Source organism: Streptomyces sp. XM4193, from assembly GCF_023072595.1.
Lineage (GTDB): Bacteria > Actinomycetota > Actinomycetes > Streptomycetales > Streptomycetaceae > Streptomyces.
Genome location: NZ_JALLGK010000012.1, coordinates 114,926 through 128,974, shown reverse-complemented (window position 1 = coordinate 128,974; position 14,049 = coordinate 114,926). Strand labels below are relative to the sequence as shown.

The following is a 14,049-nucleotide window of genomic DNA, read 5'->3' as shown; positions in this document are numbered from 1 at the left end:
TCGGTGGTCATAGCGATGGGGAAACGCCCGGTTACATTTCGAACCCGGAAGCTAAGCCTGTCCGCGCCGATGGTACTGCATGCGGGAGCGTGTGGGAGAGTAGGTCACCGCCGAACAATCATTGAGGAAGGGCCTGTTGGTACGCCAACAGGCCCTTCTGCATGCCCGGAAACGCCCCGGCTCCGGATTCGGCGGACTCGCCGGTAGGGTGGCTGGAGCGCGACGGGCACGGAGCAGTGGGAGGACATCGGTGGAGGTCCAGGAGACGGCCGTCCAGACGGATCGGATTTTCACCGTTCCCAACATTCTGAGCATGGCCAGACTGGCCGGCGTTCCGATTTTTCTGTGGCTCATTCTGTGGCCCGAGTTCGGCGGCCCCAACCACGATCTGTGGGCGCTCGGCCTGCTGGCGTTCAGCGGTGTGAGCGACTACCTCGACGGCAAGCTGGCACGGCGCTGGAACCAGATCAGCAGCCTCGGCCGCCTCCTGGACCCGGCTGCCGACCGTCTGTACATCCTCGCCACGCTCGTCGGCCTGACCTGGCGGGAGATCCTTCCGCTGTGGCTCACCGGGTTGATCCTGGCGCGCGAGCTGATGCTTCTTGTGATGGTGTGGGTCCTGGACAGGCGCGGCTACGCCCCACCCGAGGTCAATTTCCTCGGCAAGGCAGCCACGTTCAACCTCATGTACGCGTTCCCGCTTCTGCTTCTGAGCGACGGCAGCGGCTGGATCGCGACGATCTCCGCGGTGCTGGGATGGGCCTTCGCCGGATGGGGTACTGCCCTGTACTGGTGGGCAGGGATGCTCTACGTGGTTCAGGTCCGCAGAATTCTGAGTGCGGACTCCGCAGCCGACTGAGCAGGCCTCTTGGCAGCGTCGCCGGAGCCGGATGAGCCGACGCCTGGAGTGTGACCCGCAGTGAGCGGGCCGGGTCGGGGCTCGGTCGGCATCACCGTCTCTTCGAGGAGGGCGCAACCGACATGAAGGCCGTAGTGATGGCGGGCGGCGAGGGCACACGACTTCGCCCCATGACCGCGAGCATGCCCAAACCGCTCCTGCCGGTGGCCAACAGGCCGATCATGGAGCACGTTCTCAGGCTGCTGAAGCGACACGGCCTCAGCGAGACAGTCGTGACCGTTCAGTTCCTCGCCTCGCTCGTGCGCAGCTACTTCGGCGACGGCGAAGAGCTGGGCATGGAGCTGACCTACGCGAACGAGGAGAAGCCGCTCGGCACCGCCGGCAGTGTCAAGAACGCCGAGGAAGCGCTGAAGGACGATTCGTTCCTGGTGATCTCGGGTGACGCGCTGACCGACTTCGACCTCACCGATCTCGTCCGCTTCCACCGGGAGCAGGGCGCCATGGTCACGGTCTGTCTGACGCGGGTTCCCAATCCGCTCGAGTTCGGCATCACCATCGTCGACGACGAGGGAAAGGTCGAACGGTTCCTGGAGAAGCCCACCTGGGGCCAGGTCTTCTCGGACACCGTCAACACGGGCATCTACGTCATGGAGCCGGAGGTCTTCGACTACGTCGAGGCCGATGTCCCCGTCGACTGGTCCGGCGACGTCTTCCCGCAGCTGATGAAGGAGGGCAAGCCGATCTACGGCTATGTCGCCGAGGGCTACTGGGAGGACGTCGGCACGCACGAGAGCTACGTCAAGGCGCAGGCGGACGTGCTCGAGGGCAAGGTCGACGTCGACCTCGACGGGTTTGAGATCTCGCCCGGCGTCTGGGTGGCCGAGGGCGCCGAGGTGCACGCCGACGCCGTGCTCCGCGGGCCGCTCTACATCGGCGACTACGCCAAGGTGGAGAGCGGCGCCGAGATCCGCGAGCACACCGTGGTCGGGTCCAACGTGGTGGTGAAGTCCGGGGCCTTTCTGCACAAGGCGGTCGTGCACGACAACGTCTACATCGGCCAGCAGAGCAACCTCCGCGGCTGCGTGGTCGGCAAGAACACCGATGTGATGCGGTCCGCCCGGATCGAGGACGGCGCCGTGATCGGGGACGAGTGCCTGATCGGTGAGGAGTCCATCGTCCAGGGAAACGTCCGTGTCTATCCCTTCAAGACGATCGAGGCCGGTGCCTTCGTCAACACCTCGGTGATCTGGGAGTCCAGGGGCCAGGCGCATCTGTTCGGCGCGCGCGGTGTCTCGGGCATCCTCAACGTCGAGATCACTCCGGAGCTCGCCGTACGCCTGGCGGGCGCGTACGCGACGACGCTGAAGAAGGGCTCCACCGTCACGACGGCGCGTGACCACTCGCGCGGCGCCCGCGCGTTGAAGCGAGCCATGATCTCCGCGCTGCAGGCCAGCGCGATCGACGTGCGGGACTTGGAGAACGTACCTCTTCCGGTGGCCCGGCAGCAGACCGCGCGCGGCAGCGCGGGCGGCATCATGATCCGCACGACGCCGGGGGTTCCGGACTCGGTGGACATCATGTTCTTCGACGAGCGGGGCGCCGACCTCTCGCAGGCGCGGCAGCGCAAGCTGGACCGGGTCTACGCACGGCAGGAGTACCGTCGTGCGTTCCCCGGCGAGATCGGCGACCTGCGTTTTCCGGCCAGTGTCTACGACGCGTACACCGGTTCGCTGCTGCGCGCGGTCAACACCGCGGGAGTGCAGGACGCGGGCCTGAAGGTCGTGGTGGACGCCGCGCACGGCAGCGCGGCCCTGGTTCTGCCGAGCCTGCTCGGCCGGCTCGGGGTGGACGCGCTGACGATCAATCCCGGTCTCGACGAGGCGCGGCCCACCGAGACCAGGGAGGAACGCCGTGCCGGTCTGGTCAGGCTCGGCGAGATCGTCGCCTCCGCGCACGCCGACTTCGGTGTGCGATTCGACCCGGTCGGCGAGCGCATCTCGCTGGTGGACGAGCGCGGCCGGGTGATCGAGGACGAGCGCACCCTGCTGGTCTTCCTCGATCTCGTCGTCGCAGAGCGGCGCAGCGGGCTGGTCGGTCTTCCCGTGACCACCACGCGCATCGCCGAGCAGGTCGCGGCCTACCACGGCACCAGGGTGGAGTGGACGACGACTTCGCCGGACGATCTGACGCGGGTCGGCAGGGACGACGCCGCGATCTTCGGCGGCGACGGGCGAGCGGGCTTCATCGTGCCCGAGTTCAGCTCGGTCTTCGACGGTGCCGCGGCCTTCGTACGGCTGGTCGGGCTGGTGGCGCGCACCCAGCTGACCCTGAGCCAGATCGAGGAGCGCATCCCGCGGGCGCACGTGACCCGCCGGGACCTCGCGACGCCGTGGGCGGTCAAGGGGCTGATCATGCGTCATGTGGTGGAGGCCGCGGGCGAGCGCCGGGTCGACACCACCGACGGTGTGCGGATCGTCGAGCCGGACGGGCGCTGGGTGCTGATCCTGCCCGACCGTGCCGAGGCCGTGACCCACCTGTGGGCCGAGGGGCCGGACGCGACATCCGCCGAGGTGCTGCTCGACGAGTGGGCCGCGGTGGTCGAGGGCGCCGGCAAGTAGTCGCGTCGCGGGGCCCGTTCGACCGTGCGTCGGGCGGTCCCCGCGACCGAACAGGCCGTAGCGGTGGGCCCATTGGGTGGTCGCGGTGTCCTCGTGCGACGATGTGCGGTATGTCGCAGCAGCATCCGGCGAAGAAGGCCGGCACGAGACCTGCGCGACTCGATGCCTCGATGTCGTTGCTGAACAACGTCATCGACCACAGCCTCGACGACGGGTACGCGGAGGCAGCCGCCCGGCGGGGCGTTACGGGCCGTTCCCATCTGCCGACCACACTGCGCGCCAAGCTCGGTCTCGCCTTCGGACTGGTGCTGGCGGCGTTGGTGGTCACCGTCGGCGCGGCCCAGGCCCAGCGGGCCGCACCCACCGTGGAGAAGGAGCGCCAGGAGCTCATCGACCGGGTGGAGGGCGGCACCGCGGACGCGGACGACCTCCAGAGCGAGGTGGACGGGCTGCGGGAGACGGTGGCGGAGATGCAGCGCAAGGCGCTGGAGGAGCACGGCGGGGACAAGGGCGAGCTGACCGCGCTGCTCTCGGGTTCCACACCGGTCCAGGGCCCGGGCATCAAGCTGGTGGTCGACGACGCCAAGGGCAGCGGCGGAGACGCTGGCGGCCCGCGCGAGGGCAGCGGTTTCGCGGACACCGGGCGGCTGCGCGACCGGGATCTCCAACGGGTGGTCAACGGCCTGTGGGAGTCCGGGGCGGAGGCGGTCGCGGTCAACGGCCAGCGCCTGACCGCGCTTTCGGCGATCCGGGCGGCGGGTGACGCGATACTGGTGGACAACAAGCCGCTCGCACCGCCGTACACCCTGCTGGCGATCGGCGACGGACAGCGGCTGAGCACGACCTTCCAGGACAGCGCGGACGGCCAGTATCTGCACGTGATCCAGGAGAACTACGGCATTCGTACGAGCATCGCGGCACAGGACGAGGTCAAGCTGCCGGCGGCGCCGAGCGTCAACGTCAGAACGGCCCGTCCGGTCGAGGAAGAGAAGGGCAGCACAGAGTGATCGCCGTACTGGGGCTGATCGTGGGAGTCGTGGCGGGACTGGTCCTCCAGCCTGTCGTGCCGACGGCCGTCGAGCCCTATCTGCCCATCGCGGTGGTCGCCGCCCTGGACGCCGTGTTCGGCGGCCTGCGGTCGATGCTCGACGGGATCTTCGACGACAAGGTCTTCGTCGTCTCCTTCCTGTCGAACGTCGTCGTTGCCGCCCTGATCGTCTTCCTCGGGGACAAGCTCGGCGTCGGCGCCCAGCTCTCGACGGGTGTCGTGGTCGTGCTCGGCATTCGGATCTTCTCCAACGCCGCGGCCATCCGACGGCACATCTTCCGGGCGTGAGTGACATGGCGGACGAGCACGAAGAGCGCGAGAACCAGGGCGGCTCGCCCGCGCAGGGAGACGCGCGGGGAGAGCCGGACCGCCCTCGCCGGGCGTCCTCGGCACGGCCGGCGAAGACCCCGCTGCCCCCCGAGCGCCCCAGCCCCCAGGAGCGCGACGGCGACGGACAGGAGCGTCCGACGGCCGAAGGCTGCGACGCCGACCGGCCGCAGGAGTCCGCCGGGAGCGCAGCCGCGGAGCCGGCCGGGGCCGAAACCGGCGAGCAGACCGGTCGCGCCAGGCTGCTCGCCGGACTGTGGCCGCCACGGGTCAACCGAAACCAGCTGGTCGTCGCACTGCTGTTGTGCGTCCTGGGTCTCGGCCTCGCGATCCAGGTCAGGCAGACGAGCGAGGACAGCGCACTGCGCGGTGCACGCCAGGAGGACCTGGTGCGCATCCTGGACGAGCTGGACGACCGCACCACCCGGCTCGGTGACGAGAAGCAGCGCCTGGAGAAGCAGCGCTCCGAGCTGGAGAACTCGTCGGACCAGGCCGAGGAGGCGCGCAAGCAGACCCAGGAGCGCGAACGCCAACTCGGCGTCCTCGCGGGGACGGTGGCGGCGGAGGGCCCCGGAATCCACTTCGAGATCGGGGACCCGTCGGGCGCGCTGGCGGCGGACAAGCTGCTCGACGCCATCCAGGAACTGCGTGCCGCCGGAGCCGAGGCGATCCAGATCAACGACGTACGGGTCGTCGCCGATACCTACTTCTCCGACGCGGACGGCAAGGGCGTACGGATCGACGGCCGACGGATCTCGCCGCCGTACAGTTTCGACGTGATCGGCAAGCCGCAGGACCTGGAGCCGGCGCTCAACATCCCCGGCGGAGTGGTCCAGACGCTGCGCAAGGAGCAGGCGACGGTGACCATCGAGCAGTCGGAGAAGATCGTCGTGGACGCCTTGCGGACGGCGAAGCGGCCTGACTACGCTCAGTCGTCTTCGCGGTGAGGGGCACGATGATCATTTCCAGGGGGCGACAAGATCGGGAGACGGGCAGTGGGGGAAACTGTCCGGGGGCTTCCGACGTTGTCGGAGTAGCCGCATCAAGCTGTACACGCACCATGTATCTGACCTGCCCCACGGGCCGGCCTGTTTCATGCGAGGGGAATCGCCCGTGAGTTTCTTTGCGAAGTTGTTCGGTAAGCGCCAGAACACCGACGGCGCGCGTCATCGCGCCCCGCGGCAGAGCGCGGACGCACCCGCCGAGGAATCGGCCCGTCCGCTGTTCCGGGACGAGGTGGGCGCTCCCGGCGGCCACGGCGCGCCCCCGCCCGCGGGCGGGGGATCCGGCGCGCAGGTCTGCACGAAGTGCGGAAGCCAGGTCGCGCAGTCGAGCCGCTTCTGCTCCCACTGCGGCGCCTCGCTCGGCGGCGGCCAGCCGGCCGAGCGCCCTTCGGAGACGACCTCCACGATCTCCATCTCCGGACTGGAGGCGTACGACGCCGAGGCCACCGGGCAGACCCCGATGCTCTCGGCCGAGGCGATGGCCGCGGTCGACGCGCTGCCCATGGGGTCGGCGCTGCTGATCGTGCGCCGCGGTCCCAACTCCGGCAGCAGGTTCCTGCTGGACGGCGAGGTGACCACGGCGGGCCGCCACCCCGAGAGCGACATCTTCCTGGACGACTTCACCGTCTCGCGTCGCCACGTGGAGATCCGCAGGGCGCCGGACGGCACCTTCACGGTGTCCGACCACGGCAGCCTCAACGGCACCTACGTCAACCGCGAGCCGATCGACTCGGTCGTGGTGAACAACGGGGACGAGGTCCAGATCGGGAAGTTCCGGCTGGTCTTCTTCTCGAGTCCGCGAAGCATCTGACGACCCTGCGGGGGAAGACTCATGCTTCACACTCCGTCGGGCGGTGCCGGCAGCGGCACCGCCGCCTCGGGGAGTGCGCCGATGAGCATCGGCGCCGTACTCGCCCTGCTGCGCGACGAGTTCCCCGAGGTGACGCTCTCCAAGATCCGGTTCCTGGAGTCGGAGGGGCTGGTCGAGCCGCAGCGCACGCCCTCGGGTTATCGCAAGTTCACGGTCGGGGATGTCGAACGACTTGCCCGCGTGCTGCGGATGCAGCGGGACAACTACCTGCCGCTGAAGGTGATCCGCGAGCAGCTGGATGCGCAGGATCGCGTTCCGGCGCAGCTGCCCCCGCAGCCCTGCGAGTCGCCCCAGCGGCCCGCGAGCGGCCCTGTGGGCGGGGGCGAGCCGGCGGTGCGCAGCACGCGCGCCGAGCTGCTCGCCGCCGTCGGCGCCTCCGCGGCCGAGCTGGCCGAATGGGAGTCCCACGGGCTCGTACGGGCCGAGGGCGACGACACCTTCGCCCCGGAGTCGGTCGAGGTGGCGCGGCTCGTCGCGAGCCTGTGCCGGCACGGTTTCGAGCCGCGGCATCTGCGGGGCGTCCGGGCCGCCGCCGAGCGGGAGGCGGCCATGGTGGAGCAGCTCGTCGCGCCGTTGCGCAAGCACCGCAACCCGCGGACCAGGACGCACGCCGAGCAGACCGCGACCGAGCTGGCGGCTCTCTCGACGCGTCTGCACGCGGCGTTCCTGCACACCGAAGTCCGCGACCGGTTGTGCTGAGATGCCCGAGTCGGCCGGTGCCCGACTATCCAAACCTGCCGCCCACGTCCTAGGGTTGCTGTGTGAACGAGCTCGACGTCGTGGGTGTCCGGGTTGAAATGCCCTCCAACCAGCCGATCGTCCTTCTCCGCGAGGTGGGGGGCGACCGCTACCTCCCCATCTGGATCGGCCCCGGGGAGGCGACCGCCATTGCCTTTGCGCAGCAGGGCATGGTTCCGGCCCGTCCGCTGACGCACGACCTCTTCAAGGAAGTGCTGGAAGCGGTCGGCGAGGAGCTCACCGCGGTGCGCATCACCGATCTCCGGGAGGGCGTCTTCTTCGCGGAGCTGGTCTTCGCCAGCGGCGTGGAGGTCAGCGCCCGGCCGTCCGACGCGATAGCGCTGGCGCTGCGGACCGGCACGCCGATCTACGGCAGTGACGGTGTGTTGGACGACGCCGGAATCGCGATTCCGGACGAGCAGGAGGACGAGGTCGAGAAGTTCCGGGAGTTCCTCGACCAGATCTCCCCCGAGGATTTCGGCTCCAGCAATCAGTGAGCCCGTCGGAATGTGTTTCTCGGCCGCGTGAACGCGGTGCCGACGATGTGGCTGAAAATGAGTGTCGAGCTTTCCCGGAAATGGGATACGTGAAACCACTCGTTCGGTGATTATCACCCGGCGTGGCGAGCGCGGCGATGGTTGACGCACCCCTGGTCACTGCTTACCTTCATTGAGGCAGATCCCGGGGTGTCCACGGGATGTGAAGGGACGGAGGTCGGCGTGAGCAGCACCGGCGAGAGCAGCGCGGCAAACGGACCAGTCCCGCTGCGCGAGGCTCCGGCGCAGCCCCTCTCGAAGCCGGCTCCGCCCGGAGCCGAGCCGTCCGAGGAAAGTCTCGGCTATCGCGGGCCCACCGCCTGTGCCGCGGCCGGCATCACCTACCGCCAGCTCGACTACTGGGCGCGCACCGGGCTGGTGGAGCCGAGCGTGAGAGCCGCCTTCGGCTCCGGCACCCACCGCCTCTACAGCTTCCGGGACGTGGTCGTCCTCAAGATCGTGAAGCGCCTCCTGGACACCGGCGTCTCGCTGCAGAACATCCGCACCGCGGTGCAGCACCTTCGTCAGCAGGACAGCATCGCGCTGCCCCAGCTGACGCTGATGAGCGACGGCGCCACGGTCTACGAGTGCAACTCGCCCGACGAGGTGGCCGAGCTGCTCCAGGGCGGTCAGGGGATCTTCGGCATCGCCGTCGGGGTCGTCTGGCGCGATGTGGAGCAGGCGCTCTCCCAGCTGCACGCCGAGCGGGTGGACACCGGCGAGACGCTGGTGCGCGTCAACCCGACGGACGAGCTCGCCAAGCGCCGTCACCGCGCGGGCTGAGCCCCGGGAGGCCCGGAGCCTCCGATTGTCAGTGGTGTACGGCAGTATCGGTCGACGTGAGGCACGCTCCCACGATTCTCCATCTCGACATGGATGCCTTCTACGCCTCGGTGGAGCAGGCATCCAAGCCGAGCCTGCGCGGGAAGCCGGTGATCGTCGGCGGTTTGGGGCCCAGGGGAGTGGTGGCCACCGCTTCCTACGAGGCGAGGGTCTTCGGTGTCCGTTCCGCGATGCCCACCGCGATGGCCCGGCGCAGCTGCCCGCACGGTGCGTACCTCGTACCGCGCTTCACCCTCTACCGGCGGATCAGCGAGATCGTCATGGAGCGCCTGGCCGAACTCTCCCCGCTGGTCGAGCCGTTGAGTCTGGACGAGGCCTTCGTCGATCTCGCCGCCGGCGGGGCGGCACAGACGGTGGAGGAGGCGCGCGGGGTCGGCCAGCTGCTGCGGCGCACGATCCTGGAGGAGACCGGCCTGCCGGCCTCCGTGGGGCTCGCGGCGACCAAGATGCTGGCGAAGATCGCCTCGGAGGAGGCCAAGCCCGACGGGATCTTCCTGGTCGAGCCCGGCACGGAGCGGGAGGTGCTGGCGCCGATGCCCGTGCGGGCGCTGCCCGGGGTGGGACCGACCACCGCCGAGACGCTGCGCAGAGCCGGCATGCAGACCGTGGCGGACGTGGCCGGGGCGGAGCGGGCGGAGCTGTTGAGGCTGCTCGGCACCGCGCACGGCACTGCCGTGCACACCATGGCCCGCGGCGTCGACGAACGCCCGGTGGTCGCCGAGCGGGAGTCCAAATCGGTGTCGGTGGAGGACACCTACGACGAGGACGTCACCGATCGCTCGCTGGTGGTGCTGAAGATCGCACGGCTCGCGGATCGGTGTGCGGAGCGGCTGCGCGCGGCGGGGCGCTCCGGTCGTACCGTCGTCGTCAAGGTCAGAAGACACGACTTCTCGACGCTGACGAGGTCCGAGACGCTGCGGGGGCCCACCGACGATCCGGTGGTGATCCGGGAGGCCGCGGCGCGGCTGATCGCGGCGGTCGACACGGGCTCGGGGGTGCGGTTGCTGGGCGTGGGGGTCAGCGGGCTCGCCGACTTCACCCAGGAGGACCTCTTCGCCCAGAGTGCGCCCCCTCCGGAGCCCGAGACTCCGCAGGAGAGCGAGGGCCCGGCACACAGAGCGGAGGCCCGGGAGCGCAGCGGCTGGCTGCCCGGCCTCGACGTCCGGCACGAGCGGTACGGCCCGGGCTGGGTGCAGGGAAGCGGGGTGGGGAGAGTGACCGTGCGGTTCGAGACGCCGTCCTCGCCGCCGGGGCGGGTGCGGACCTTCCCGGTGGACGACGAGGAGTTGAGTCCGGCCGAGCCGTATCCGCTCACGGACCGGGTGGCCGGGCTCGGTCAGTCCTCGCCCGCCAGCCTGCCGAAGTCCCTGTCCTCGGGCGGCTCTTCGCCTCGCGAGGAGGGCAGATCGAGCCCGTAGTGGTGGTAGAGCTGGAGCTCCTGTTCCGGCGAGAGGTGCCTGCCGACGCCGAAGTCCGGCGCTTCCTTGATCAGGGCTCTGGCGAAGGGCACCTGCAGGACGTCCTCGACCAGCTCGCTGGGTGCGAGGGGGACGAAGGCGTCGCGGCTGAAGAGTCCGGTGCGGACCGCCGCCCACTCCGGTTCGCCGGTGGCGTCGTCGAGATAGACCTCGTCGATCGTGCCGATCTTGTGTCCGTCGCGGTCGAGGGCCTTGCGCCCGATCAGGCTCCGCGGATCGATGTCGGTGTGCACGATTCCTCCCAGAAGTGGGCATCACGTAGGGCGACGCCGCTGGTGCCGCTCCCTCCAGAGAAGTCGAGTTCTGCCTGGACAGCCACTTGGGAGCACGGCGGACTGAGGGTGAACGGGCGCTGGTAGTCTCGACAGTGGCTGCAGACCCCGCGCGGGAGAGTCTTTCGGTTCGAGAGGGCCGAAGGCGCCGAAGGAGCAATACCTCCCCGGAATCTCTCAGGCACACGTACCGTGCGGACGAGGTCACTCTGGAAAGCAGGAGGGGCGGAGCCGGGCGACCGGCCGTGTCCTCCTCACCGACGGTGAAAGCCGGTGCGCGGCCAGCGTGCCGGTGAAACTCTCAGGTTGAGATGACAGAGGGGGAGGCCGTACGGGCACCGCGCCTCGTGGTGCCCCCACAGGTCGTTGCAGACCAGGAGGCCTCCGCTGATGACCGAACACCGCGTTCCGCTCACCGCTCTCCAGGGCGACACCCCCTTCGAGCACCGGCACATCGGCCCGAACGCCGAGGACCAGGCCAAGATGCTCGCGCACATCGGCTACGGCTCGCTCGACGAGCTGACCGCGGTCGCGGTGCCGGACGTCATCAAGAGCACCGAGGCGCTGGACCTCCCCGCCGCTCGCTCGGAGGCCGAGGTGCTGGCCGAGCTGCGCGAGCTGGCCGGGCGCAACGAGGTGCTCAGCCCCATGATCGGCCTGGGCTACCACGGCACGTTCACCCCGCCGGTCATCCTGCGCAACGTCATGGAGAACCCCGCCTGGTACACGGCGTACACGCCGTACCAGCCGGAGATCTCCCAGGGCCGGCTGGAGGCGCTGCTCAACTTCCAGACGATGGTCTCCGACCTGACGGGTCTGCCCACTTCGGGCTCCTCGCTGCTCGACGAGGGCACCGCCGCCGCCGAGGCGATGGCGCTGTCCCGACGCGTCGGCAAGGTCAAGCAGGGGGTCTACCTCGTCGACGCAGACTGCCTGCCGCAGACCGTGGAGGTGCTGCGCACCCGTGCGGAGCCGACCGGCGTCGAGGTGGTCGTCGCGGACCTGGCCGACGGTGTGCCCGCCGAGATCGCGGAGCGCGGTGTCTTCGGACTGCTCCTCCAGTACCCCGGCGCCTCCGGTGCGGTGCGCGACCCGCGTCGCGTCATCGAGCAGGCGCACGAGCTGGGTGCGATCGTCACGGTCGCGGCCGATCTGCTCGCGCTGACGCTGCTGACCCCGCCCGGCGAGCTGGGCGCCGACATCGCGGTCGGTTCGAGCCAGCGCTTCGGTGTTCCGCTGGGCTTCGGAGGTCCGCACGCGGGCTTCATGTCCGTGCGCGAGAAGTTCGCCCGCAGCCTGCCCGGCCGTCTGGTCGGTGTCTCCGTCGACCTCGAGGGCAACACCGCGTACCGCCTCGCGCTCCAGACGCGCGAGCAGCACATCCGCCGGGAGAAGGCGACCAGCAACATCTGCACCGCGCAGGTCCTGCTGGCCGTGATGGCCGGTATGTACGCCGTCTACCACGGGCCGGAGGGGCTGACCGCCATCGCGCGCCGCACCCACCGGCTGGCGACGCTGCTCGCCGCCGGGCTGCGGGAGGGCGGTGTCGAGGTGGTGCACGAGGCCTACTTCGACACGGTCACCGCGCGGGTGCCCGGCCGTGCCGGCGAGGTGGTGGACGCGGCCCGCGCCGCCGGCGTCAACCTGCGCCGGACCAGCGCCGATCTGGTCGGCATCGCCTGCGACGAGACCACGACGGTCGAGCAACTCACCGCCGTCTGGGGCGCCTTCGGCGTCGCCGCCGATGTGGAGCAGCTGGACGCCGCCGGCTCGGACGCGCTGCCGTCCGCGCTGCGCCGCACCGAGGACTTCCTCACCCACCCGGTCTTCCACCAGCACCGCTCCGAGACCGCGATGCTGCGGTACCTGCGCAAGCTCTCCGACCGCGACTACGCGCTCGACCGGGGCATGATCCCGCTGGGCTCGTGCACCATGAAGCTCAACGCCACCACCGAGATGGAGCCGGTGACCTGGCCGGAGTTCGGGGCGATCCACCCCTTCGTGCCCGAGGAGCAGGCCGGCGGGTACCTCACCCTGATCCGGGAGCTGGAGGAGCGCCTGGCCGAGGTCACCGGCTACGACCGCGTCTCGATCCAGCCCAACGCCGGTTCCCAGGGCGAGCTGGCGGGGCTGCTGGCGGTACGCGCCTTCCACCGTGCGAACGGCGAGACCTCGCGCACCGTCTGCCTCATCCCCTCCTCGGCGCACGGCACCAACGCCGCCAGTGCCGTGATGGCGGGGATGAAGGTCGTGGTGGTCAAGACCGGCGAGAGCGGTGACGTCGACCTCGCGGACCTGCACGCCAAGATCGAGCAGCACGGCGCCGAGCTGGCGGTGCTGATGGTGACCTACCCCTCTACCCACGGAGTGTTCGAGGAGAACATCTCCGACATCTGCGCGGCCGTGCACGACGCCGGCGGCCAGGTCTACGTGGACGGCGCCAACCTCAACGCCCTGGTCGGCCTCGCCAAGCCCGGCAGGTTCGGCGCGGACGTCTCGCACCTGAACCTGCACAAGACGTTCTGCATCCCGCACGGTGGTGGCGGCCCCGGCGTCGGTCCGGTGGGAGTGCGCGCCCACCTCGCGCCGTACCTGCCCAACCACCCGCTCCAGCCCTCGGCAGGTCCCGAGACCGGCATAGGCCCGATCTCCGCGGCGCCGTGGGGCTCGGCCGGTATCCTGCCGATCTCCTGGGCCTACGTACGTCTGATGGGGGCCGAGGGGCTGCGCAGGGCGACCCAGGTCGCGGTGCTGAGCGCCAACTACATCGCCAAGCGCCTGGAGGGCCACTACCCGGTGCTCTACTCGGGTCCGGGCGGGCTGGTGGCCCACGAGTGCATCATCGACGTCCGGCCGCTGACCAAGGCCACCGGCGTGAGCATCGACGACGTCGCCAAGCGGCTCATCGACTACGGCTTCCACGCCCCGACGATGTCCTTCCCGGTCGCCGGAACGCTGATGATCGAGCCGACGGAGAGCGAGGACCTCGCCGAGATCGACCGCTTCTGCGACGCGATGATCGCGATCCGGGCGGAGATCGAAGAGGTCGCCAAGGGCCGCTGGACCGCCGAGAGCAGCCCGCTGCGCGGCGCCCCGCACACTGCGGAGCAGCTGGCGGGGGAGTGGGAGCTGCCCTACACCAGGGCGGAAGCCGCCTTCCCCGAGGGTGTGAAGGCCGCCGACAAGTACTGGCCGCCGGTGCGGCGCATCGACGGCGCGTTCGGCGACCGCAACCTGGTCTGCTCCTGCCCGCCCCTGGAGGACTACGACGGCTGACGCCGGCGGCCCGCGCGTGAGCGGGCCGGCGCCGTGACGGAATGAGGCCCCCAGTGTCGTACTGGGGGCCTGCCGTTGTTTCGGGTGCCGCCCGGCCGCTCCGCTGCCGCGGCCGATGGTGCGCCGGCGGCTGTCGGTGTCGGTGGTGGCGTCGGTGGTGGGTCGGCCGTCGCTCGCCG

12 protein-coding genes, 1 rRNA gene and 1 riboswitch are annotated in these 14,049 nt (G+C 70.0%); of the genes, 12 read left to right on the top strand and 1 reads right to left on the bottom strand.

Annotated elements, in window-relative coordinates:
• From rrf to MTQ01_RS23920, 11 genes are all read left to right on the top strand, one after another.
• Positions 1-116, top strand: a 5S ribosomal RNA gene (gene rrf, locus MTQ01_RS23970).
• 134 nt (positions 117-250) lie between these two features.
• Entirely contained in the window at positions 251-859 is a 609-nt protein-coding gene (locus MTQ01_RS23965) for a CDP-alcohol phosphatidyltransferase family protein (protein ID WP_247492955.1), read from the top strand.
• Positions 860-981: 122 nt separating this feature from the next.
• Positions 982-3,477 carry a mannose-1-phosphate guanyltransferase gene (locus tag MTQ01_RS23960; protein ID WP_247492954.1) on the top strand — a complete coding sequence of 832 codons (2,496 nt, stop codon included), beginning with the start codon at positions 982-984 and terminating at the stop codon, positions 3,475-3,477.
• 110 nt (positions 3,478-3,587) lie between these two features.
• Positions 3,588-4,484: a DUF881 domain-containing protein gene (locus MTQ01_RS23955; protein ID WP_247492953.1), complete on the top strand. Its 897-nt coding sequence runs from the start codon at positions 3,588-3,590 to the stop codon at positions 4,482-4,484.
• Positions 4,481-4,813 carry a small basic family protein gene (locus MTQ01_RS23950; protein ID WP_211039992.1) on the top strand — a complete coding sequence of 111 codons (333 nt, stop codon included), beginning with the start codon at positions 4,481-4,483 and terminating at the stop codon, positions 4,811-4,813. Before MTQ01_RS23955 ends, MTQ01_RS23950 begins: the two co-directional genes overlap by 4 nt.
• A 5-nt stretch (positions 4,814-4,818) precedes the next feature.
• Positions 4,819-5,799: a DUF881 domain-containing protein gene (locus MTQ01_RS23945; protein ID WP_247492964.1), complete on the top strand. Its 981-nt coding sequence runs from the start codon at positions 4,819-4,821 to the stop codon at positions 5,797-5,799.
• Positions 5,800-5,923: 124 nt separating this feature from the next.
• Complete coding sequence (locus tag MTQ01_RS23940) at positions 5,924-6,667, top strand: FHA domain-containing protein (protein ID WP_374207850.1); 744 nt, start codon at positions 5,924-5,926, stop codon at positions 6,665-6,667.
• 21 nt (positions 6,668-6,688) lie between these two features.
• Positions 6,689-7,426, top strand: coding sequence for a MerR family transcriptional regulator (locus MTQ01_RS23935; RefSeq protein ID WP_247492951.1), 738 nt, complete (start codon positions 6,689-6,691; stop codon positions 7,424-7,426).
• Between the two features lie 62 nt (positions 7,427-7,488).
• A complete protein-coding gene (locus MTQ01_RS23930; protein ID WP_247492950.1) occupies positions 7,489-7,962 on the top strand; it encodes a bifunctional nuclease family protein in 474 nt (157 codons plus the stop codon).
• A gap of 222 nt (positions 7,963-8,184) precedes the next feature.
• On the top strand, positions 8,185-8,784 hold the full coding sequence (locus MTQ01_RS23925; protein WP_247492949.1) for a MerR family transcriptional regulator: 600 nt from the start codon (positions 8,185-8,187) through the stop codon (positions 8,782-8,784).
• Between the two features lie 56 nt (positions 8,785-8,840).
• Complete coding sequence (locus tag MTQ01_RS23920) at positions 8,841-10,262, top strand: DNA polymerase IV (protein ID WP_247492948.1); 1,422 nt, start codon at positions 8,841-8,843, stop codon at positions 10,260-10,262.
• Here MTQ01_RS23920 and MTQ01_RS23915 read toward each other — a convergent pair.
• Positions 10,181-10,567: a PRC-barrel domain-containing protein gene (locus MTQ01_RS23915; RefSeq protein WP_247492963.1), complete on the bottom strand. Its 387-nt coding sequence runs from the start codon at positions 10,565-10,567 to the stop codon at positions 10,181-10,183. The two genes, MTQ01_RS23920 and MTQ01_RS23915, sit on opposite strands and share 82 nt — an antisense overlap.
• 130 nt (positions 10,568-10,697) lie before the next feature.
• A riboswitch (glycine riboswitch) is annotated at positions 10,698-10,797 on the top strand.
• Positions 10,798-10,984: 187 nt separating this feature from the next.
• Here MTQ01_RS23915 and gcvP point away from each other — a divergent pair.
• Positions 10,985-13,870, top strand: coding sequence for an aminomethyl-transferring glycine dehydrogenase (gcvP, locus tag MTQ01_RS23910; RefSeq protein ID WP_247492947.1), 2,886 nt, complete (start codon positions 10,985-10,987; stop codon positions 13,868-13,870).
• Positions 13,871-14,049: the final 179 nt, after the last annotated feature.